The organism is Afipia dichlorophenoxyacetatis (assembly GCF_055386385.1).
Map to the genome: position 1 here is coordinate 4032626 of NZ_AP029250.1, position 22105 is coordinate 4054730.

At 58.2% G+C, this 22105-nt stretch carries 16 protein-coding genes; 6 read left to right on the forward strand and 10 right to left on the reverse strand.

Going from position 1 to position 22105, the window contains the following annotated elements:
- Window positions 1–73 precede the first annotated feature (73 nt).
- Complete coding sequence (locus ACZ5C3_RS18925) at window positions 74–1027, reverse strand: GntR family transcriptional regulator (RefSeq protein ID WP_464032086.1); 954 nt, start codon at window positions 1025–1027, stop codon at window positions 74–76.
- Window positions 1028–1145: 118 nt separating this feature from the next.
- Between ACZ5C3_RS18925 and pxpB the strand changes: the two genes are divergently transcribed.
- Together pxpB and ACZ5C3_RS18935 are read left to right on the forward strand one after the other, a co-directional pair.
- Window positions 1146–1871, forward strand: a complete 726-nt coding sequence (gene pxpB / locus ACZ5C3_RS18930; RefSeq protein ID WP_464032088.1) for a 5-oxoprolinase subunit PxpB — start codon at window positions 1146–1148, stop codon at window positions 1869–1871.
- Window positions 1868–2905 (forward strand): 5-oxoprolinase subunit C family protein, encoded by a 1038-nt coding sequence (locus tag ACZ5C3_RS18935; protein ID WP_464032090.1) that lies wholly within the window; start codon window positions 1868–1870, stop codon window positions 2903–2905. Before pxpB ends, ACZ5C3_RS18935 begins: the two co-directional genes overlap by 4 nt.
- 36 nt (window positions 2906–2941) lie before the next feature.
- On the opposite strand, the gene ACZ5C3_RS18940 is transcribed toward ACZ5C3_RS18935, so the two are convergent.
- The 3 genes from ACZ5C3_RS18940 to ACZ5C3_RS18950 form a co-directional block, all read right to left on the reverse strand.
- Window positions 2942–3907, reverse strand: a complete 966-nt coding sequence (locus ACZ5C3_RS18940) for a 2-hydroxyacid dehydrogenase (protein WP_464032092.1) — start codon at window positions 3905–3907, stop codon at window positions 2942–2944.
- Window positions 3908–3997: 90 nt separating this feature from the next.
- Window positions 3998–5383, reverse strand: a complete 1386-nt coding sequence (locus ACZ5C3_RS18945; RefSeq protein WP_464032094.1) for an MFS transporter — start codon at window positions 5381–5383, stop codon at window positions 3998–4000.
- A gap of 155 nt (window positions 5384–5538) precedes the next feature.
- A complete protein-coding gene (locus tag ACZ5C3_RS18950; RefSeq protein WP_464032096.1) occupies window positions 5539–7554 on the reverse strand; it encodes a class I SAM-dependent methyltransferase in 2016 nt (671 codons plus the stop codon).
- Between the two features lie 208 nt (window positions 7555–7762).
- Between ACZ5C3_RS18950 and ACZ5C3_RS18955 the strand changes: the two genes are divergently transcribed.
- Window positions 7763–8068 carry a hypothetical protein gene (locus ACZ5C3_RS18955; RefSeq protein WP_464032098.1) on the forward strand — a complete coding sequence of 102 codons (306 nt, stop codon included), beginning with the start codon at window positions 7763–7765 and terminating at the stop codon, window positions 8066–8068.
- A gap of 47 nt (window positions 8069–8115) precedes the next feature.
- Here ACZ5C3_RS18955 and ACZ5C3_RS18960 read toward each other — a convergent pair whose 3' ends face one another.
- The gene (locus ACZ5C3_RS18960) at window positions 8116–9231 is read right to left on the reverse strand and encodes a four-carbon acid sugar kinase family protein (RefSeq protein WP_464032100.1); all 1116 of its coding nucleotides are present in this window, start codon (window positions 9229–9231) and stop codon (window positions 8116–8118) included.
- A 268-nt stretch (window positions 9232–9499) separates the two neighbouring features.
- Between ACZ5C3_RS18960 and ACZ5C3_RS18965 the strand changes: the two genes are divergently transcribed.
- The 3 genes from ACZ5C3_RS18965 to ACZ5C3_RS18975 all read left to right on the forward strand — a co-directional run bounded on the left by ACZ5C3_RS18965 (window position 9500) and on the right by ACZ5C3_RS18975 (window position 14618).
- Window positions 9500–10468 carry a zinc-binding dehydrogenase gene (locus ACZ5C3_RS18965; protein ID WP_464032102.1) on the forward strand — a complete coding sequence of 323 codons (969 nt, stop codon included), beginning with the start codon at window positions 9500–9502 and terminating at the stop codon, window positions 10466–10468.
- Window positions 10469–10562: 94 nt separating this feature from the next.
- Entirely contained in the window at window positions 10563–11930 is a 1368-nt protein-coding gene (locus tag ACZ5C3_RS18970) for a cation diffusion facilitator family transporter (RefSeq protein ID WP_464044212.1), read from the forward strand.
- A gap of 258 nt (window positions 11931–12188) precedes the next feature.
- On the forward strand, window positions 12189–14618 hold the full coding sequence (locus tag ACZ5C3_RS18975) for a PAS domain-containing sensor histidine kinase (protein ID WP_464044213.1): 2430 nt from the start codon (window positions 12189–12191) through the stop codon (window positions 14616–14618).
- Here ACZ5C3_RS18975 and ACZ5C3_RS18980 read toward each other — a convergent pair.
- The 5 genes from ACZ5C3_RS18980 to ACZ5C3_RS19000 form a co-directional block, all read right to left on the reverse strand.
- Window positions 14509–17472, reverse strand: a complete 2964-nt coding sequence (locus tag ACZ5C3_RS18980; RefSeq protein ID WP_464032104.1) for a bifunctional [glutamine synthetase] adenylyltransferase/[glutamine synthetase]-adenylyl-L-tyrosine phosphorylase — start codon at window positions 17470–17472, stop codon at window positions 14509–14511. The two genes, ACZ5C3_RS18975 and ACZ5C3_RS18980, sit on opposite strands and share 110 nt — an antisense overlap.
- Window positions 17469–18908, reverse strand: coding sequence for a sensor histidine kinase (locus ACZ5C3_RS18985; RefSeq protein WP_464032105.1), 1440 nt, complete (start codon window positions 18906–18908; stop codon window positions 17469–17471). The genes ACZ5C3_RS18980 and ACZ5C3_RS18985 overlap by 4 nt, the downstream gene beginning before the upstream one ends.
- On the reverse strand, window positions 18892–19617 hold the full coding sequence (locus ACZ5C3_RS18990; protein ID WP_464032107.1) for a response regulator transcription factor: 726 nt from the start codon (window positions 19615–19617) through the stop codon (window positions 18892–18894). The genes ACZ5C3_RS18985 and ACZ5C3_RS18990 overlap by 17 nt, the downstream gene beginning before the upstream one ends.
- A 276-nt stretch (window positions 19618–19893) precedes the next feature.
- Window positions 19894–21471 (reverse strand): Do family serine endopeptidase, encoded by a 1578-nt coding sequence (locus ACZ5C3_RS18995; RefSeq protein ID WP_464032109.1) that lies wholly within the window; start codon window positions 21469–21471, stop codon window positions 19894–19896.
- Between the two features lie 129 nt (window positions 21472–21600).
- Window positions 21601–22098, reverse strand: a complete 498-nt coding sequence (locus tag ACZ5C3_RS19000) for a cytochrome c-type biogenesis protein (RefSeq protein ID WP_464044792.1) — start codon at window positions 22096–22098, stop codon at window positions 21601–21603.
- Between the last annotated feature and the right edge of the window lie 7 nt (window positions 22099–22105).

The following is a 22105-nucleotide window of genomic DNA, read 5'->3' on the forward strand; positions in this document are numbered from 1 at the left end:
ACGATAGCAAGACCTCGTTCGCAGACTTCAACGACCAAAGAATTTGCAAAAATACAGGCAGACTGACGCGGATTTAGGCTTTGCGAGTTTTGCTGCGCCGCGCCAAATCAACGGCCTTATAGCCATTGCGCGCCTTTTTTTCCTGGACAGGGTTGGTCGCGAGCAAATCCATCTGCAGCTTGATGCTCTCGCTGCGGTAGATGATGTCGCCAACGTAGATAGCAATCCCGCCATCATCGACGACGACACAATGGGCTGCGACCGTTGGCGCCCCAATCGAAATTTTTAAAAGGTCAGCGATCTCAGGGTCGGCGCTACCGATCGTCAGAGTCTGATGCGCTTCAAGCAGTGTGATCTCTTCCATTGCATCGATCGTAACCAGCGCCGCGGCGTTCTTGAAACGAATGGGATTCAAGTCGAAGACTTCGCGCGCCAAAAGAATGTTGACGACCGAGTATGGATCCTCGTTGCGGTACTGAACGCTACGCAATTTCACATAACTTGACGCAAGATCTCCGTCGGAACTGCCCAGATTAGGAGGCGGCACGTCTTCGTCGATTGTCAGACGCCGAGGCACGTTATCCTTGAGCGAGTCGATCAGGGTATTCCAGCTTGTGGCGAGCTTCACCCAATGCCGATCCTGGGTCTTCTTCGAAACGAACGTCCCTAGCCCCTGACGGGCCTGCAGCAATCCCTCTTCACGCAGGATATCGACAGCCTGCCTGACCGTGACGCGCGCAACCTCGAATTCCCGTTCAAGCTCTTCAAGCGTGGAAATTTTCTCTCCGGCGCCCCATTGTCCGGACTGTATTCGGGTTCGCAACACCGATGCCACCTGAATATACAGGGGCACGCGACTGCGATCATATGCCTTTAACAGCTTGGACACATTAGCACTTCTTGTTTGGAATCCGATGCTTGCGCGGGGATCATAGCTAACCATGGAATCAAAGCAATGTGCTAGCAAATCTGCCGTCGCATGCACCTGACCGTAAAGACCATGCCTTCTGACAACATCCTTTGGCATGGCGCAGGAATTGCAAGCTCTGGAGGCGATGCGAGCACGCGCAGCCTGTCCTCTCAAGAGATTTGACGCAATAATACTATCTTCGGTACAATAATATCAATGCGAATGGGTGTTCGTCATGGCTGACTTTAGGATATTGAAAGCGGCGGACAGCGCGCTCGTGATCGAATTTGGCTCGACGATCGACCGCAAAATTAGCGATCGCGTGCTCGCACTTGCGGAAACCATTGAGCAAGCAAAGCTCCCCGGCGTGACGGAGGTTATCGCAACCTTTCGATCGCTGAGCATTAACTATGACTCGCTCGTCACGACAGGTCATGAACTCGAACAAGCAGTTCATGCGTTCGTCAATCAATCCACGCAGGCTTCGGGCGGCAAGCGGCTTTGGCAAATTCCGGCCTGCTATGAACCGGAATTTGCGCCAGATATCGAAGAAATAGCGAAAGCTGCCAAGCTTTCGGTCGAGGAAGTGGTCTCGCTTCATTCCGACACTCACTACCATGTTTACATGATCGGGTTCGTTCCCGGCTTTCCCTACATGGGCGACGTCCCGGAAAAACTTCGGTTTCCCCGCCGCTCCGATCCGCGGATGCGCGTGCCACCCGGTTCGCTCGCCATCGCGACCAGCATGACGGCGGTCTATCCCTATGAAAGCCCCGGTGGCTGGCATCTGATCGGAACGACGCCCGTGCGGTTTTTCGATGCAGCATCGGCGCGGGGCGCCCTGCTCGGTCCCGGCGACGCAGTAAGGTTCAATCCGGTCGCACGGGCTGAATTCGAACGCATCAAGCTCGCGGTGCAGCGGAATGACTACGTTCCGGACAGTGTGGAGATTGCGGCGTGACTCCGATTTTTAAAGTCATTGCTCCCGGCTTTCTCACCACCGTTCAGGACGAAGGACGCCGCGGCTTCCAGCGTGTTGGGGTGCCAGTGGCGGGCGCGCTCGATCGTGACGGCTTTACACTAGCGAATGCCTTGGTGAGCAATCCGCCGAACAGCGCTTGCCTTGAAGTGATGGGATCAGGGCCGGAGCTGGAAGTCCTGGGTGACTCGGCGAGACTTGCGCTGGTTGGCAGCGGCGGCGGCCTTGAGATCAAAGGACGCGACCAGCCGCTCGTCCCTTCGGGACAGACCGTGCGCTTGACCAGGGGAGAGATCGTCCGCATCAAACTCGGCGGGGATGCATTTTGCTCGTATCTCGCGATTGAAGGCGGGTTCGACGTCCCGGTGTGCCTCAACAGCAAGTCCACCTATACCCGCGCAGCCTTCGGCGGCCTCGAAGGACGGCAACTTCAAGCCGGCGATATTCTCAATGGCAACAAGGATGACGTTGCTGTTCGGGAAGAGGTCACGCTGAGCGAGCCCCGCGATCTGCGTTTCGTGCAACCGATCCGCGTTGTTCTAGGACCGCAAGACGACTTTTTCACCGAAGCCGCTATTCGGGAATTTCTGTCTGGCATTTACACTATTACGCCGGCATCAGACCGCATGGGCTTCCGGTTGGAAGGACCATTGCTCGAGCACGAAGGCGGCAACTTCAATATCGTATCGGACGGTATCGTCGCCGGTTCGATCCAGGTCCCCGGTTCAAAGCTACCGATCATCCTGATGGCTGACGCGCAGACAGCCGGTGGTTACCCGAAAATCGCCACTGTCATTTCAGCAGACCTGCCGCGGCTCGGTGTACGCGGATCCGGACGCACCATTCGCTTCCAGGCAGTATCGCGCGAGGAAGCCGAGACCATTCGGCGCGCCGAGCACAAGCAAATTCAAGATATCATTCAGGCGATCCGCCCTGTCGGCGAGACCCAGGGGATCAATCTCGAAGCGCTGTACAACCACAACCTGATTGACGGAGTCGTTGACGCATATGCGTGAGAACGTGCCGCCTCTTATGGGACAAGCGAGCTCCTCCTAATAGCCACGCTTCAGATTGACGACGTTGTCCAGCGGACGCCCAGCTTCAAATTGCTCGATCTGCCTGGCGACATAAGCCGAGATTTCCGTCGGATCCGTGTCCGCCGCGTTATGCGGTGAGAGAACAACCTTCGGATGCGACCAGAACGGGCTCTGCGCTGGAAGAGGCTCCGTCTCGAACACATCAAGGGAAGCCGCTCCCAACGTGCCGTCATCGAGACAGCTAAGAATATCGGCTTCGTTCTGCAGACCGCCCCGCCCTGCGTTGATCAGTACCGGAGCTCCCAGCGAACTGCTGTGATTGAGCTTTGAGAAAACGTTTCGATTGAGGATATGGCGCGTATCCGGCGTGAGCGGCAAGAGGCACACAAGAATATTGGTGCGTGCTAGAAACTCTTTCAGTCCGGCTTGCCCCGAAAAACATTCGATACCCGGCAAGTTCTTCGGGCTCGCACTCCAGCCGGCAACACGGAAGCCCAGGCGCTTCAGTACATCTGCAGCATCGCGGCCAAGCGTGCCGAGCCCCATCACACCGACGGAAATCTCGCTCGCCGACCATTGATGCTTGGGCACCCAGATCTTGTTCTGCTGACTTTGAGACAGATAAGGCTGCTGACGGTGATGCATCAGCACATGCATGACAACGTATTCCGTCATGCGCCCCGTCAGATCACCGATGGCAACGCGGACAATCGGCACTTTCGGCAACGTGGTATCCGCAATCAACGCATCAACCCCGGCACCGAGATTGAAAACAGCCTTCAAGTTTGGAAATGCAGCAAGCGCGCCGGGTGTCGGCTTCCAGACCGCAGCATAGCCTATGTCTTCGGGCCGATGGGTATCGTCAGGCAGGAGCGCGACTTGCCTGTCTTTGCAGACAGCATTGAAACGCTCTCTCCAGCGTTGCGGTGACCAATTATCAGTCCCGCCGTTGATGAGTACCGCGAGCGCCGCCTTGCTCATTTGATTCAATCCCATCCAGACCGCAACAACCAAAAGCGCGTCTTGTTTCCCACAAGACATACTTGGTTCGCAACCTCGGACAAAACAGACTTATTTGGCGCGCGGAGTTGCAACGAGGCGCAGGAAGCTCATCACGGATCCGAGCGCGGCAAACCCTGCCCCAAGCGCCAGAGCGAGCGTAGCGCCGTGGTGACCGGCGAGGCCAAAACAGAGTGCGGCAAGGGCCGCGCCCGTGGTCTGGCCAACCAAGCGAGCCGTTGCAACGAGACCGCTGGCACCGCCGCTGCGGCCGGGCGGCGCGCTGGACATGATGGCCTTCATGTTCGGTGACTGGAAGAAGCCAAACCCGCATCCGCAAACCGCCATGCGCCAAACGATATCCGCAACGCTCGGCTCAGCCGGAAGCATCGCGAGCAACACCATGCCGATACCCAGCATGACAAGACCCATTCCGCCAAGAAGGCCCGCGGGATGCCGATCGGACAGCCGCCCTGCGATCGGCGCCATGATGCCGACAACCAGAGACCACGGCGTCATGAAGAAACCCGTCTCCACTTGCGTCCGATGCAGCACATCTTCGAAGTAGAACGGCAGCGACACGAAGGCGAGGCCCTGCACCGCGAATGTACAAACTGCGGTTGCGACTGACAGAGAGAAGATCGGCCGGCGAAACAGATCGATCGGCAACATCGGCGCAGGATGGTCAGCCTGTCTGCGGATCAGGAGTGCGCCAAACACGACGGCGCCGGCTAGTTCCGCGATGACAAGCCAAGGTGACGTATTGTGGGCCGCACTGCCGATGCCGAGAATAAACAGACAAAGCGCGACCGATGTCAGCAGCGCGCCGGGATAGTCAAACGCATGGGGCGCGCGCGGAGTTTGCGGCAGCGTCTTCATACCGATCACGATCGCCGCCACGCCAAACGGAATGTTGATAGCAAACAGCCATGTCCAAGGGCCGACGGACAAAATTCCAGAAGCGATTGTCGGTCCAAGGGTAAATGCTGTCGCTACCACCAGGGCGTTATTTCCGAATCCCCGTCCATGAAGCCGTTCGGGATAGATGAAGCGAACCAACGCCGTGTTGACGCTCATGACGCCGGCGGCACCCAGCCCCTGAACGACACGCGCAACCAGCAGGCTGGGCAAGGACCACGCACAAGCACAGCCCAACGAAGCGATCGTAAACAGCACCAAGCCCCAAAGATAAATGCGCTGATGACCGACAATTTCACCGAGCGCTGCGACTGGAAGCAAGGTGGCCACCATCGCGATCTGGTAGACGTTCACGACCCAGATGACATCCGCGGGCGTTGTGTGAAGGTCATTGGCAATCGCCGGCAAGGCGACATTCGCAATGGCTGTATCAAGAGCTGCCATCGCCAGCGCAGTGAAAACGGCCAGCAGCGCCCAGCGCCGCCGCTCCGGAGGAAGGCCGTCAGTCACAGGAGGAAACTTCCCCGAAATTGCATCCATCCTGCGGGCTTTCCGAGTCAGGCTTTCAATGTGGTGAATTTAGGCTTTATCTAGTCGGGATACGCGACGATCGGCAGTAGCAGGTCTGCATGCGGCATATGCACCAGAGCTTTACGAGAACTACATGGAATCTGTCGGAAACAACGACCTGCGGATTAAGCCTTTTGGATCCAAAACTGATACATCTCGGTAAAGGTTGTGGGGTTCTCCGTCTCGAACACATGCCAATTGTCGAGATTAACGGCAGCAGCGTCTTCCGGAAAACGCTCCAGATAACGGCTTCGATGGGAGGTCTCAAATCCCAAAAATTTGAAGCCAGCTTCCGCCAGGAACGCAGCTATCTGCGGGATGGAAAACTGATGCTCCTGGACGTGAAAGAGCAAATCCCTGCATTCGCTGGTGCTGAAGAAATCTCCAAACTCGGTCACCGCCTTCTGCTGGTCGTCGTGGGGTAGGCTTGCGGCTTGAGCCCGCAATTTTCGGACCTCCGAGACAGAGTAACCCCTTCCCTCCTTGGCCAGGTACTCACGGAGGGCGTTGATATTCTTCCGGGCGATGGCGCTATAGAGCCCAATGTGCATCAGGCCGCTTGGCCGCAGTAGCCCTGCCAGATTTCGCCACCCCTTGAGAGGATCTCCGAGGTGGTGAAGCACACCCGACGAATCGATGACATCGAAGGTCATGCTCGGCTTTAACGCGAGAATATCGGCCTGCGCGTAACGGATGTTTTTCAATCCCAGTTCCTGGGTCTTTCTCGCTGCATAGCTCAGGCTGCTCAAGCTGAGATCGATGGCTAAAACGTCGGCGTTCTTGAACTGCTCCGCGCGTTGAATCGCGTGCATACCTGTTCCACAACCTGCAATCAGGATATTGATCGGACCATCGCCGAAGGCCCGATACACCGCGCCCGGCAGCTGCGCGCTCAGATACTGATCGATCGGTATTGCTTCCCTGTGCGCTGGAATCCTTGTCCAGCGCGGATACGGGTTTTCCTCATATTGATCCCTCACCTTCTCCGAAACAGTATCTTCAACTGCAGTCAGCTTTTCAATCCGCCCTCGAATTTGCTGCTCTTCAGCCCATTCCAAAATTTGCTGCTTGATAACGGGTTGAAGAACATCCGGCCAACGCGCCTGCACGAGCCGGTCTGCTTTAGCGAGAGAATGGAGAGGCAAATAGCTCGCAAAAGCAGCTATTTGAATTGGCGCGACATTCCTGCCTGCGTCTAGTGCATCAACGATGGAGTTACGAAGACTCAATATCTGAGATTCTTCACGATCAGTGACGTGGAATACATACTCGTTGATGTAGCACTGTTGAGCGATGGCAACACCGAGCGGCAGCCACGCGTCAAAGCCTTCTAGTTTCCCATTGGAAATTTCGTCCAAAAGAGCGGTGCGGATCGCCGTCAGAACCCGTTCGAGCGCGATGTCAGCAATCGGGCACGTCACCAAAAGGGCGTGCAACAATCCATCGGCCCCAATTGACGCAAGTTCGTCAGCGTTAAACAAATCATCCAGGCGAGAGGCGCTTGGCATTGCCAAGCGTTCGAAGCTCCGCCCGAATGCGGGAATTCGCATGAGAAGCTCGCTTACGCCTTTAGAAAGATCTCTCGGCCGGCACCAAGCTTCGACGAGCGCACGGTTGAGAAACTGAATCACGCTGCGATCGAACTTGGTGCTCGAAGGGTCCAAAGATCGTAGCACCATCACAAACGTGGACTTCAAATCCGGGGTAACGCCTAGTTGCAGTCCCTGCACCACGACTTTTAGAGCTTCGGTGCCCTGTCCATGCAGAAACAGCAGTGCAGCGAGATTGTTGTGCGCCCCCGGATAATTGGGCTGCAGCACCAATGCTTTCCGGATGTAGCGGATAGCTTCCTGATGATGTCCGGAATCGGCCAGCATGCGCGCTAAGTTATAGTGCAGTTCCGCGTTCCGCTTGTCGGATGCGATGGCCTTCTTGAGAAGATCAATACCGTCGGCGCTGTGGCCTGACTGATGAGCCAGAATACCCAGGTAGCCGAGAGCGCCGGGATGCTTGGGATTAGTGGCCAAGACCTGCCGATAGCCTGCTTCGGCCTCTCTCATCTGCCCCGCGCGGTGATACGCAAAAGCTTGTGCGAATAACGCATCTTCGAAAGGCTTTGATTGCAATTTTCTGTTGTTCATCAGTTCGTCTGTATTTTTCGATCGTTTTGATCGATGGATGCGACATGTAATAACGGGACAACTGTTGAAGCAAAGTGCTTTGCAGTAGCCCCCCAACAACCCTGCACGCTATAGTTACTGCACGATCTCGTGAATAAATAGCCCCTTGCTCACCAGCCTTAACCCACTTAAAAGCGGCTGTTTCCTCTTGCATCAAGGGAGAAACATCTTGGGTGAACTCACCACGTGGCTTTCGAGCCAGCATTCCGGCCTTCGTACCTACAAGGCCTTTCGCAACAAAACTCTCGAACTTTCGGCATCGGATAACGAGCACCGGGCACTTTATGCTCTGCTCGCGGCCATGGCCGGCCGATACATTGAATCGTTCGATGAGGAACCGCTTCCCGTTGAGACAGCGGATCGCGCTTACGAAAAGCTTCTCAAGATCGTTTTGGAAGCAGAAGGATCGACCTCGGCTCCTGCGTCACAGCAGATTCAGGTTCTGAATCGCGTCGCGTCCACCGAACTCTTCTGATCCAGGCGTCGCACGGTTGCTGGCACGGGTAATCTCGCTGCGAGGCGCTAGCGCACCCCGGTCCGTTCCGGAATAAGATGATTGCTACGCAACAGATCGCGCCACAGATTTGGCGTACCTAACGATCCTGATTTGGAGACAACTTCGACACCCGACCAACGCCCGCCCTGGATCACCGATCGTGGCAGGCCCGACATGACCTGGCCCGTCAGTTTCAACGATCGTGCACCAAGAGAAACGCAAAGTGCCTTGAGCGTTTCCCCGCCGGCAACGATGAGTGTGCCCGGCGGCTGGAGTTGCAACGTGATGGCCGCGAGTTCACGTGCAATCCGTCGCGCGGCGTCTGCTCTGGTCAGCCCAAAAGGAAGGCCAAACCTTGCCAGGACAACGCCATCTGTCGCAAGACGCTGCTCCACGTCACGTGCGTTATCTGGCGCACCTTCCGCAAGCGTGATTGTCTGCGGTTCGCATGCTGCAAGCTGCGCGACGGTGGCGAGCTGATCAGAGCCAAACAATCCAAGCACAGGCGCTTGCAACCGCGATGACACGCTCACTTCATTCCCGCGTGCCAGCGCACGTGAGAGGCCGCCGCTGCCAACCCACAACACAGAACCTGCGGCTCGGCGCCCCAGCGCGACAACGCGATCAAGATCATCATCGCTATCGGCATCAAAGACGCTGATACCCGATGGCAACTCGTTTGCGGGCTCTCCCTGTCGCGCCTCAATTCCTTCAGCAGCGAGTTGCGTGAGAATATTGCCCCCGACGGGTGACCAGCCTCCGTCCCCTGTCTTTGCAAACTGCTGGCCTCCACGCGTTCGCCGCCCCTGATTCAGCCAAGCCGGCGCAACGATGCAGGACGACCACCTGCCCGACCGCAGGCAGGCTGCAAGTTCAGCGGCCCACTCTCCGCGCATCAAGCTATCGACTTTCTTGAAGGCAATGGTCGCGTCGTACAACATCGGCACCAACCTCTCCACAATTGGCAACACCTGGGCTTTGTCGAGTTCACGCGTGCCGCTGTCGAGGACCAGATTTCCGGAGAGCGTTGGCGGCAGGGTCTCCATCCAGGAAACATCCAGTGGACCGCATACTCCGACGAACTCAACCGCAGTATCCAACGCACCGGTCAAATCGTCAGCGAGGAGGCGAAGCAACGCCATCGAGTTTCGTTTCTAGGAAGAGAGTCACGCAATCGTGGGTTTGCGTGGTCCAGGGATTTGCGTCAAGAGTAATCCGATCGTCTGCTAGTGTGGTGGTTCAGAAGTTCGCTAAATCTTTCCTGCGAGTCCTTCCAGCGAACTTCTGAACCTAAACCACACTAGAATTATAAATTTGCTAGTGTCCTCCCGAATCCAAAGTTCACTACGGAGCCCGCCGCACGATGAGGCGAACTTTGGATTCGGGACACTAGAAACGTCAGGAACGCCCATGAAAGCTTATGTCTATGGCACTAACGGTGCCGCCATCACCGATACGCCAAAGCCTTCCCCGAAAGGATCGCAGATTCTGGTCAAGGTTCACGCCTGTGGCATGAACCGCGCCGATCTCGGCATGATCAAGGGTCACGTGCACGGTTCGGCAGGTGGTGCGGGCACGGTCCTTGGCATGGAGTGGGCCGGCGAGATCGTCGAGCTCGGGCCGGAAGCAAAGGGCTGGAAAGTCGGCGACCGCGTCATGGGTTCAGGCGGCGGTGGATACGCCGAATACGCTGTGACCGACTTCGGCCGCGCTCTCCCTATTCCATCGGGAACGAGCTTCGAACAGGCTGCATCCCTGACACTGGCGCTGACCACGATGCACAACGCGGTTGTCACCATCGGCGGGCTTCAGTCAGGCCAGAGCATCCTGGTCCAGGGCGCCAGCTCGGGCGTCGGGCTGATGGCGCAGCAGATCGCCAAGCTCAAGGGAGCAAAACTCGTCATCGGTTCGTCGACCGATGCTACGCGCGGGGCGCGGCTTAAGGAATGCGGAGCCGACCTCGCGATCGATTCCAACGATCCGAAATGGGTCGAGCAGGTGCTCGAAGCGACCGGCGGCGCAGGCGTCGATGTCATCATCGATCAAGTCTCCGGCAAGCTCGTCAATCAGAATTTGGCCGCGACCAAGGTCCTCGGCCGCATCGTCAATGTCGGTCGCCTCGGCGGCACGCACGGCGACTTCGATTTCGATCTCCATGCCGCGCGTCGCATCAGTTACATTGGCGTGACATTCCGCACGCGCTCGCTCGAAGAGATCCGGGAGATCTTTAACCAGGTCAGAAAAGACATCTGGCCGGCTGTTGAAAGCGGTGAATTGAAGCTGCCGATCGATCGTGTGTTCCCGTTTGACGAGATCGCGCAGGCCGTCGACTACATGTCCAACAACAAGCACTTCGGCAAAATTGTCCTTAAAATCTGAAGCTTGCTGCGAATGAAACTCATTTCAACAAGCAAATAGCGTTGTTGACGCTCGCCGCAGGATCGTGACAAGTCCCTCTTAGCGAGAGGGCCCGATGAGCGCAGTCAAACAACAAGTTGCAGCAATCTCGATCGCGGCCAGCGCCAGCATGGCCGCGGTCAAGTTCATCGTCGGCGTCGCCATCGGAAGTATCGCGCTGATCTCCGAGGCCCTGCATAGCTCCGTCGATCTTGTCGCCACAATCATCACCTGGATCGTGGTCCGTATTTCGGACAAGCCCGCGGACGCCGAACACCATTACGGCCATGGCAAGATCGAAAGCCTATCAGCGCTGGGCGTCATCGCCATGCTTTACATCCTCGCCGGCGGTATCGTGGTCGAGGCATTCGGACGGCTGCGTGAAGGCGCCACTCCCCCGACCCTGTCAGCACTCCCCTTCGTCGTTCTGATCATCGATATCGCGGTGAACTTCTGGCGTGCGCATGCCCTGCATCGCACGGCGATGGACACCAAGAGCCAAGCATTGGAAGCCGACGCGCTCCATTTCGCCTCGGACGTTCTGGGCTCAGGCGCCGTGATCATTGGCCTCGGCCTTTCGGCATTCGGTTATGAATGGGGCGATTCGGCTGCCGCGATCGCTGTTGCGATTCTCATTTCGATTTTGGGATTAAAGCTTGGCCGCTCAACGATCGAAACCCTGCTCGACCGAGCTCCTGAAGGAGCGACCGAAGCCGCCGAGAGTGCCATCCGGGCAATCCCTGGCGTCATCGACGTCGAACGCCTGCGTGTCCGCATGGTTGGCGCCCGGTACTTTATTGACGCGACGGTTCAGGTGCCTCGCACCTACCCCATCGACCGCATCGATGCCATCAAGCACAAAGCGCAGGAAGCAGTTACCCAGGCGCTCCACGACGCGGATTTGACGTTCACCGCGGTGCCTGTCGCGCGCGACAACGAGACTGTTCGCGAGCGAATCATGGTGATCGCACGCAATTCAGGACTCGCCATTCACCACGTCACCATTCACGACCTCGGCGGGAAGCTGACGGTCGGCATTGACCTGGAAATCGACGCCGACATGCCGCTCGATCGCGCCCATGGCATCGCCCACGATCTCGAACATGCGATCCGGGAAGACTTCGGGTCGGATGTCGAGGTCGACACCCATATCGAGCCGCTGGAGCCCGAGCTGCCGCTCGGTAGCGACGCCGGAGTGGAGCGGACCAGCGCCATTCAGCAAACGCTGGCTCGTCTCGCCGCTGAAGGTGGAGCGATTCACGACGTCCATAATGTACGCGTACGCAACACCGATGCCGGTGAGGTTGTTAATTTTCACTGCCGGGCAGCGCCGTCAATGACTGTCATCGAAGTCCATGACCATGTCGATGCAATCGAGCGTGGACTGCGACGCGCCTACCCCTCTGTAAAGCGCGTCATCAGTCACGCTGAGCCGGCACACTGATTTCCTAGCGTCCCTTTGATTCCGAAGTTCGCGCAGGTTGCTGGCGTTTGGTTGAGATTGCGCAACGCGTTCTCGTTTCGGACTCACTTTGCACGCACCAAATCGTCCCAATCTTCTTTGGATAAGATTTATTTCGCTTTAAGGATTCGTTGACTCTCGACAGCACTGAAAAAGTGGATTCAAATCGACCTATGATTCGAGAGGTCGGGGAAAACCTTTCGGGCGGGGTGGCGATACAAAATTCAAGGGGCCGAAGGCATGGCGCGCTCGCACGCAGCGACGACGTGTGTCCAATCCGATTCCATCAAAGGGATGGCGCAATCGATTGCGAAACCGACCTATCACCGGTGGCAGATCGCGGAGCCCGCGCTGCGACGCGCCATTCCGATTCTCATCATCGCCTTCCTGATCACCATCTGCATTGGTGCTTTCGTCCAGGTGCTGGACCAACGCAGACAACAACGCGTTGCAACGAACCACGAGCTGACAGCCCTTGCCGATCTGCTTACTGAGCGCCTCGACCACGTGATCTTCACGCGGCAAGAGCGCGTTGCGCCAGGGGAGCGACTTCAAAGTCTGTTGCCCGGCCTGCTGCCCCGCTGGGCAATTGTCGCAGGCCGCCATTTCATCATTACCACTGCTGAACAGCGCGTCGTGGCGCGCATGTCCACTGAAGGCTTCACTGAGGACAACGACCGTATCCGCGATATTGTCGGCGCAACGCAGTTGCTGACGTTGCAAGGCACACATTCGGATGCGGTGGACGTCAATCTGGCCGATGGAGTGTCCGCCTTGGCGACCCAGCGCGCCATCAAGTCCCTCCCCGGCTTTATCACAATTGTTCAGGAGCCGGTGGAATCGCTGTGGCGCTCTGATGCCACGCTTCAGATCACGTTATCTGCCACGACCGGGTTCGTAGTGCTCATTCTCGGTTTTGCCTTCCACTGGCAGTCGACGCGGGCTCGAGAAGGCGATTTGATCAACGACGCAGTCCGCGCGCGAATCGACACGGCCCTCAATCGTGGCCGTTGCGGCCTGTGGGACTGGGATCTGTCGCGCGGCCGCATCTTCTGGTCGCAATCCATGTTCACGCTATTGGGCCTGGAAAGCCGGAGCGATCTCCTGACATTCGGTGAGGTCAATGCGCTGGTCAAATCCGACGACATCGACCTGTTCGAGACAGCGAACCAGCTCATGTCCGGCCACATCGACCACATCGACCAAAGTTTCCGGATGCGTCACGCCAACGGCCACTGGATCTGGCTGCGGGTTCGCTGTGAGTTGAGCCAGGGTCAGGGAGACAGCGGTTGCCATCTGATCGGCATCGCCATCGACACTACCGAACAAAAGAATCTTGCCGAGAAGACTGTCGAGGCGGATCTGCGGCTGCGTGATGCCATCGAAACCGTCCCTGAGGCCTTCGTTCTGTGGGATGCCGGGAATCGCCTGGTTCTTTGCAACTCGCATTTCAAGCGCCTGCACAAACTCCCGGACTCAGTGGTGAAACAAGGTACGCCATTCGAAACCGTTGCGGAGGCCGGCACCATGCCGTCGATGCGCTCTCGGGTACCGAATTCGATCGAGCCTGGCGCGCGCACTTTCGAGGCGCAACTCGAAGACGGGACTTGGCTGCACATCAGTGAACGACGTACCAAGGATGGCGGCTACGTTTCGGTTGGCACCGACATCACGCAGATCAAGCTCCACGAGCAAAAGCTGATCGACAACGACCTTCGCCTCACTGCGAACGTGATCGACCTCAAGCGCTCGCAAACTGAGCTTGAACGGCAGGCTCAGGAGCTAGCCGATCTGGCGCAGAAATACTCGGAAGAGAAAAATCGCGCCGAAGAAGCGAACCAGACCAAATCGAAATTCCTGGCCAATATGAGCCATGAATTGCGCACCCCTCTGAACGCCATCATCGGCTTCTCGGAAGTGATGGGCAGCGGCATGTTCGGTGCATTGGGCTCTGAAAAGTATCATGAGTACTGCCACGATATCCTGACCAGCGGGAACTACCTGCTCGAGGTCATTAACGACATCCTCGACATGTCGAAGATCGAAGCTGGACGTATGAAGCTCGACTACGAGCACCTCGATCTTGCACAAACCCTGGCAGAATCGTTGCGCGTGGTATCCGGCCGCGCCGAGCACAAGAATCTGACTGTGACAGCGGACATCGAAGGCGCGATCCCGATTGTTGCCGACCGCCGCGCGATGAAGCAGATTGCAGTCAATCTGCTGTCAAACGCGGTCAAATTCACCCCGGACAATGGACTTGTGACGGTTCGTGGACGCGTGTGTGGAAAGTTCGTGATCCTGACCATTGCCGATTCCGGCATCGGCATCGCCCCACAATCCCTGACGAAGCTCGGACGCCCCTTCGAACAGGTCGAAAGCCAGCTCACCAAGAGCTACCACGGCTCCGGCTTGGGTCTGGCGATCGCTAAATCGCTCGCCAACCTGCACGGTGGCTCGATGAAGCTACGCTCCAAGCTCGGCAAGGGGACGATCGTGTGCGTCAAGTTACCGTTGGGGAGCGCGAAAGACGAGCCTCAACTGATTCAACTTGCGTCCATCAGCCCGCCGCTTCAACCAGCTTCAAGAAAACCTCGCGCACGGAAGTCTGCGTCTCTCGTACATGCGCCTCAAGCGCGGAAAAGTCCGGCGCATCACCAGCCCGCGTAAGAGCGCGCAACAGATCTTCCCCCGCCGTTTCCGGATTGAATTTCGCGCTCACACACAGCCGAAGAATCTGCGTCAGATCGTGATAGAACGGCGCCGCCTTACGTAGCGTATCGGCATCGGACTGCGACAGAATTCCAAGTGTCAGCGCATTGGTGAGGACCTGCACGGTGCTGACATTGAGAATATCGGGCTTATCCGCAGCATGTATCAACTGAAGATACTGCGCGATGAACTCGATATCGATCATGCCACCGGCGGCATACTTCAAGTCCCAAATGTCGCTCTCGCCTTTTTCCTCGGCGATGGCACGGCGCATCTCAAGCACGTCGTTGGCGATAATGCGGGTGTCGCGACGGCGCGTCAGCACGTCGCGGATCACCTGCTCTATCTTCGCCTTGAATTCGGGTGAGGAAGAAATCACCCGCGCCCGCGTCAGCGCCATGTGCTCCCACGTCCACGCTTCATGCTGCTGATACTCAGCGAACGCGTCGATACGCGAAGCCAACGGCCCGGCACGCCCGGATGGCCGCAGCCGCATATCGATCTCATACAACACGCCATAGTTCGTACGCGTCGTGAAAGCGCTGATGAGGCGCTGAGTCAGCCGTGCGAAATACTGAGAGCCGTGGAGCGACTTGGCCCCATTTGAATCCGGATTGTCATGATCGAAGTCATAGATCAGGATCAGGTCCAGATCGGAGGACGCTGTCATCTCGCGGCTACCGAGCTTGCCCATCGCTACGACCGCCGTTTCCTGCTCCAGAATCTGGCCATGTTGCGCGGCAAACTGATCCATGACGAGCCCATGGACCGTATGAGCGATCCCCTCTGCGACATCGGCAAAGGCAATGCCAGCTTCTCGCGCAGATACGGTGCCGGAAAGAATTCGCGTGCCGATCAGAAACAGGCTCTCCTGCCCGAACAGCCGCAAGCGATCGAGAAATTCTTCGTAAGAACCCGCGTCGGCCAATGTCGCGGCAAGGCGCACCGACAATTCATTTTGATCCGGCATGGCTCCGAAGAAGCGCGGATCAATTAACCCATCCATGATTTGCGGCTGACGCGCCAGCATGTCGCCCAAGCGCGGTGCTGCACCAAGGACGAGCGCGACCAGCGCCACCAATTCCTTGTTCTGGCTGAGCAACGAGATCAGCCGCCCACCGCGCTGCAAAGCCTGCAGGAAACGGTCAAACGCCATGACCGCGTTATCCGGCTCTTCAGCCCGGGACAACCCGCGGATGAGATCGGGAACGAACTCCTGAAACGCCTGCCGGGTCGCATCGACCTTGAACACGCGATATTCCCCGGCCACCCAACGCTGAACGGTCTCAGCCGCAAGTCTGGGCTTTTTAAAGCCGAGATTGAGGAGATGATCGACGAGCCGCTGATCTTCAGGGCCCGCGCCGTAATTGACGTCCGGCGATGTTTCAGCGCCGGGATCACCTTCAAACAGCCTGCCGTAGTGGCTCTGCACGCAATTCAGATGAGCGAGCAGATCCTTCGCGAAATCGTCGCGGCTGCTGTATCCGAAGAAACGGGCAAACCGCTCGACGGCTTCCGCATCGGCTGGAAGCGAATGTGTCTGTTCGTCAGCAACCATTTGCAGACGATGTTCGACGCGGCGCAGGAACGTATAAGCGGACGTCAATTCATCACGCGCCTCGAACGTGATCCAGTTGCCTGCTGCCAGAACTTCCAGGGTTTCCAGCGTGGGCCGCGTACGCAGTTCGGGATGCCGGCCACCCGCGATCAGCTGTTGCGTCTGTGCAAAAAACTCGACCTCTCGAATACCGCCGCGGCCAACCTTGACGTTGTGTCCCTCGACAGAAATCTCGCTCTGACCGCGAAACGTCTGCATCTGACGCTTCATGTCGTGAATGTCGGTGAGTGCCGCGAAGTCGAGATGCTTGCGCCAGACGAAGGGCGCGATATCGGTCAGCAACTCGTTGCCTGCCTTGAGATCACCGGCACAGGGTAGCGCCTTGATCATGGCGGCGCGTTCCCAAGTCCGCCCTTCCCGTTCGTAGTAGTGCAACGCTGCCGCCGTCGACACAGCAACCGGCGTCGATGCAGGATCTGGCCGTAGCCGCAGATCCACGCGGAAGACATATCCATCGCCGGTGCGCTGTTGCAGAAGTCTCGGCAGTCCCTGCGCGACCTTGACGAAGAACGGTGTCGGATCAAGCCCCTCGGCCAGCACCGACGTTTCGAGATCGTAAAACACGATCAGATCGATATCGCTGGAATAGTTCAGCTCCCCGGCTCCCATCTTGCCCATGGCGAGCACGACGAGGCCCGTTCCATCTTCGGGATGATCCGGATTGGACGGCAGCAGGCGGCCGCGTGCAGCCTCCTGCATCAGCAGGAAACGAATAGCGCACTGGACCGACGTGATGGCGATGTCCGTGAGCGCCTTGGTCACATGCATCACCGGCCACACGCCGCCGATGTCACACAAGGCAATCAACAGCGCGGCCTCGGACTTCATCCGACGCAAAGCGGACATGACGTCCGCTTCGGTCGACGCTGCAGCCACCTCAGCGACCGCGTTGTCGATCAGGCCAGCCACATGATTGTCCGGGTCGCATTGGAGCAACCGCAACGTCCGCGCAGCATCGAACCTGACCAGGTCGAACAGATAGGGTGAGGCCTCGGCAATTCCCGCAAGGATCAACTTCGCATGAGGGAAGCGACCGATGATCTCTTTGATCGCGCTCGCATGCTCGGGCGCGATATCGCCAAACCAATCCGCGAGACGGCGTTCGGCATCCGCAGGTTCAGATAATTGGGGCCCGGTGACAAAACGCGTAGCCAAATATGGCCGATCCGCGTCGCCCGTCGCGGTCAACATCATACGTTCTTTTGTTCCACGCCCCGGCTCGGGATCACAAGCGTCACGCGTAGCCCCGGCTGGCTGTCCGCGAGTCGCAGGTCGCCACCATGCAACGTCGCGACGGCCGAGGCCAGACTTAACCCGAGCCCCGATCCCGGCTGTGTCCTGCTGGCTTCAAGCCGGACAAATCGTTCGACCGCCCGCTGACGATCAGCTTCTGGAATGCCGGGGCCATGATCTGTGACACTGAGATAAACGTTGTCACCTTCGCGCTGGGCTTCGATCAAAATATCAGGGGCTTTGTCGGCGGTATTTTTATCCGGAGAAGCAGATTCCAGAGCAAGAGCAACCGGTTGGCCATATTTGATGGCATTCTCGACGAGGTTGGCGAGCGCCTGGCTGATCAACTCGCGATTGCCGTGGATCGTTGCCGCCTCCGTTTTCACCTCGAGCGACAGCCCCTTGTCCTCCGCCAGCGGCTCGTAGAGTTCCTGGATGCCCTGAGCCACCTCGGCGGCATCAAAATCGACCATGTTGTCACGTGCCTGTCCGGACTCGGCGCGCGCAATCATCAGCAACGCATTGAACGTCCGGATAAGCCCATCCGACTCGTCGATCGTCCGTTCTAGAGCCGCGCGGTATTCAGTTTCGTTCCCTGCCTTTGCTAGCGCCTCTTCGGCGCGATTGCGGAGCCGGGTCAGCGGCGTCTTGAGGTCGTGCGCAATGTTGTCTGAAACCTCCTTGAGACCCACCATCAGCGCCTCGATGCGCTCCAGCATTGCGTTGAGATTTTCGGCAAGGCGATCAAGTTCGTCACCACTGCGCCCCACAGGCAACCGCTCGCTCAGGTCGCCCGCCATGATGCGCTGGGTCGTGCCGGTCATCGCATCGATCCTGTGCAGCACGCGCCGTGCAACGAATACGCCGCCGCCGAGCCCCAGCACGATGACGATCAGGAGAGACCACTGCGCCGCCTTGGCGACAATACCGAACAGCCTACGCCGCTCTTCCAAGTCACGGCCGATCAGCAGGCGAAATCCACCGGGAAGCTGCGAGACGCGCACCAGCGCATAGTGGTTCCTGGCATCGTTTTCATCGAGCCGCGTATAGAAGGTCTCGGCCCACCCCGGATGATCCATGATACCGGGGGCAAGGGAAGCGATGTTACCGGCAACACCCTGCCCTTGGGATGTGGCGACCAGATAGAGATTGGCGCCCGGACGCAGCGCGCGCGCCTCGATCGCTGATACAAGACCCCGAAGCCCCGCGCGCGAATACTGATCCGTGAGCTCGCTGAGTTCGGAGTTGACCGTCTCAGTAATTTGTTCAGTGATCATGCGGCGCGTGTTCCAGGCGAAATAGCCCAACAGCGACGCCGCAAATAATGCAAAGAGAAACAAATAGACCAGCGTCAACCGAAACGCTGTCGTTCTGATCAGTTTACCGAATGCCGTCACGTACCATATATCCCGCACCACGAATGGTGTGCAGCAGCGGGCGATCGTAGCCCTTATCGATTTTCGAACGCAGCCGCGAGATATGAACGTCAATCACATTTGTCTGCGGATCAAAGTGATAGTCCCAAACGTTTTCAAGCAGCATGGTGCGCGTGACCACCTGTCCTGCATGCTTCATCAAATATTCGAGCAGCCGGAATTCGCGCGGCTGCAGCGTGATCTCGGACGTCCCGCGCACCACACGATGCGACAACCGATCCAGCTCCAGATCGCCGACACGATAAGTCGTATCCTCCGACGGTCCACCTTTGCGGCGTGACAGTACTTCGACCCGCGCCAGCAGTTCGGCAAACGAATACGGTTTCGGCAGATAGTCGTCGCCACCGGCACGAAGTCCCTTGATGCGATCGTCGACCTGTCCCAGCGCCGAGAGAATGAGTGCCGGCGTATGATTGCCCTTGCCGCGCAGGGTCCCGATGATCGAAAGCCCGTCGCGCTTAGGCAGCATACGGTCGATGACCAAAACGTCGTAATCGCCGGTCTCGGCCAGTGCGAGGCCTTCCTCGCCGTCGCCGGCATGGTCAGCGATATGACCCACCTCGCGAAATGCCTTGACGAGGTAGTCCGCCGACTCGCGGTCGTCTTCAACGATGAGCAGTCGCATTTTTGATTCGGTCTGGGGCGAAAGAGCTGTGCTTTGTGTCACCATGGCGCGATGCAAGTCCTCATGCAAGCGGCGGGGCGGTTCGATGCTCCATAAAGGGAAACGGGCGGCGAAGCTGGGGAGACTCCGCCGCCCGCCGCACGACCGACTGGAGTGCGATCGCGCGCTCTTTCGACGAAGGGGGGCGTATTCCGTCGAAAGTGGGGAACGAGGGATGGGCTTTTGACCCATCCCCGGGAAGGAGCCGTCGGCGGGGGCGAAAATGCCGGCGACAACTCCCCATCTTGTGCTCCGTTCCGTAAGGCACGGAGCAATTCGTCATCAGCCCTTGGACACCGGCAGCGCAACGAAGCGCGAGGAGTCACCCGAGCGAACACGAACCAGCACGCTGTTCTTGTTCTCGGTGCGCGCAGTCGTCACGGCTTCGCGAACCTCACCCGGCGTAGCAACCAGCTTGCCGCCGACTTCAAGAATGACATCGCCTTCCTTGAAGCCACGTTCGGCTGACGGGCTGTTCGGGTCGACGTCAGTTACGACGACACCATCCTTACCCGCACCCGCAACACTGTTCGCCGGCGCCAAAGTCAGGCCGAGGTTCGGCACCTTTGTCCCACGGCCCGCACGAGCACCGTCGTCCTGGTCCGTATCAGCCTTCGCCGTTTTCGCGTTCGGCAGCTCACCCAGCGTCATGCTGAGGATCTTGTCCTGTCCCTTATGAAGCACGTCGAGCTTCACTGTCGTTCCAGGCGCCATGCCACCGATGGTGCGAGCAAGCTCGCGCGCATCCTTGACCGGCTGATCGTTGACCTTCGTGATCACGTCGCCGGATTCGACGCCGGCCTTTGCAGCCGGACCATTCGCCTGCGGCTCGGCCACCAACGCACCTTCGGTCTTCTTCAGACCAAGGCTGTCAGCAATCTCAGGCGTTACCTGCTGGATCTGAACGCCGATCCAACCGCGGCTGACCGAGCCCTTGTCCTGCAGCTGCTTGACAACGCTCTGCACTGTCGACGCCGGAATGGCGAAGGCAATACCGACGCTGCCGCCGGACGGCGAGTAAATCGCAGTGTTCACGCCCACGACCTCACCCGCGGTGTTGAAGGTCGGACCGCCGGAATTTCCTTTGTTCACGGGCGCATCGATCTGGATGAAGTCATCGTATGGGCCGCTGCCGATGTCACGACCGCGCGCCGAAACGATACCCGCCGTCACGGTGCCACCAAGGCCGAACGGATTGCCGACAGCGAGCACCCAATCACCAATACGCGGTTGACCGTCGGAAAGTTTCGCGAAATTGAATTTACCGCCGCCGTCTACTTTGATCAGGGCAAGATCGGTGCGCGGATCGGTACCGATCACTTTCGCCGTGTGAACCTTGCCGTCGTCGGTGGTCACTTCAACTTTCTCTGCACCATCAACCACGTGGTTGTTGGTCACCGCATAGCCATCATCCGAGATAAAGAAACCTGACCCCTGACCGGTCACCATCTGGCCACGGCCACGGCCGCCACGGCCGCCTGGGAAGCCATCCGGTCCACCAAAGCGACGGAAGAAACGTTCCATCGGAGATCCAGGAGGGAACGGCGAATCTTCAGTTGCATTCTCCGATGTCTTCTCGTTGATCTTCACGCGAACCGAGATAACCGACGGCTTCACGCGTTCGACGATATCCGCAAAGCCGATCGGCTGTTGAACCTGACGAACGTCCTTGTTGACCTGCGCATGTGCCGAGGTCGTCAGCACATCAACGTTGTTGAGCGCGGGACCAAAGCCGTATGCAGCAACACCAAGACCAGCAACCACCGACGCCATCAGCGCGAACTTGCGCGCAGACAACACCGAGCGACGTGGAGTGGAGTACGAAGGAAGGTTAGAAAGGTCGACGGGACGGTCAGACATGAATGATCTCCAGGGAAAAAACTCGCGGTGCGTTGTGCACCTCTCCCCTGCAAGATGGATGTCGCGGCCTTACCGTGCACTGACGGTGGAATTAATGTTTTGTAATAAAGATGCCGTCCTAAAAACCCGTCAAACCGGCTTTTTCATTGATTCTTCATCGGCAATGAGCTTCTCGAGCCGGGCCTCTTCATCGGGGCTGAGGTGGAATGTCGCACCCCTCTCCCCCTCGACTGCGCGGTTGCGGCGACGGTTGTAAAACCACAAGGCCGCACCACCGCCGATCAACGCCAATGGCGGGATCGCCCATAGCACGAACGTATGCCCTTCGAGGCGTGGCTTCAGCAGCACGAATTCGCCGTAACGCGAAACGAGGAAGTCCATGACCTGTGCGTCGGTGTAGCCGGCGGCAATACGCTCGCGCACCAGCAACCGCAGGTCCCGCGCCAGCGGTGCATCGGAATCATCGATCGATTGATTCTGGCAGACCATGCAGCGCAATTCACGCGACAGCGCCCGCGCCCGCGCTTCCTGTTCGGGATTCGCCATAATCTCATCGGGCTGAACGGCATGAACAACTGACGGAGACAGCAACAACGCCGCTAACAAGACAGGAATGATGCGCTTCATCATGGCC

What these genes read in the sequence shown, in the direction of transcription:
- ACZ5C3_RS18925 (WP_464032086.1), bottom strand. Translation starts at nt 1,027, where the DNA reads ATGCCAAAGGATGTTGTCAGAAGGCATGGTCTTTACGGTCAGGTGCAT.
- pxpB (WP_464032088.1), top strand. Translation starts at nt 1,146, where the DNA reads ATGGCTGACTTTAGGATATTGAAAGCGGCGGACAGCGCGCTCGTGATC.
- ACZ5C3_RS18940 (WP_464032092.1), bottom strand. Translation starts at nt 3,907, where the DNA reads ATGAGCAAGGCGGCGCTCGCGGTACTCATCAACGGCGGGACTGATAAT.
- ACZ5C3_RS18945 (WP_464032094.1), bottom strand. Translation starts at nt 5,383, where the DNA reads ATGGATGCAATTTCGGGGAAGTTTCCTCCTGTGACTGACGGCCTTCCT.
- ACZ5C3_RS18950 (WP_464032096.1), bottom strand. Translation starts at nt 7,554, where the DNA reads ATGAACAACAGAAAATTGCAATCAAAGCCTTTCGAAGATGCGTTATTC.
- ACZ5C3_RS18960 (WP_464032100.1), bottom strand. Translation starts at nt 9,231, where the DNA reads ATGGCGTTGCTTCGCCTCCTCGCTGACGATTTGACCGGTGCGTTGGAT.
- ACZ5C3_RS18965 (WP_464032102.1), top strand. Translation starts at nt 9,500, where the DNA reads ATGAAAGCTTATGTCTATGGCACTAACGGTGCCGCCATCACCGATACG.
- ACZ5C3_RS18970 (WP_464044212.1), top strand. Translation starts at nt 10,563, where the DNA reads ATGAGCGCAGTCAAACAACAAGTTGCAGCAATCTCGATCGCGGCCAGC.
- ACZ5C3_RS18975 (WP_464044213.1), top strand. Translation starts at nt 12,189, where the DNA reads ATGGCGCGCTCGCACGCAGCGACGACGTGTGTCCAATCCGATTCCATC.
- ACZ5C3_RS18980 (WP_464032104.1), bottom strand. Translation starts at nt 17,472, where the DNA reads ATGATGTTGACCGCGACGGGCGACGCGGATCGGCCATATTTGGCTACG.
- ACZ5C3_RS18990 (WP_464032107.1), bottom strand. Translation starts at nt 19,617, where the DNA reads ATGGTGACACAAAGCACAGCTCTTTCGCCCCAGACCGAATCAAAAATG.
- ACZ5C3_RS18995 (WP_464032109.1), bottom strand. Translation starts at nt 21,471, where the DNA reads ATGTCTGACCGTCCCGTCGACCTTTCTAACCTTCCTTCGTACTCCACT.
- ACZ5C3_RS19000 (WP_464044792.1), bottom strand. Translation starts at nt 22,098, where the DNA reads ATGAAGCGCATCATTCCTGTCTTGTTAGCGGCGTTGTTGCTGTCTCCG.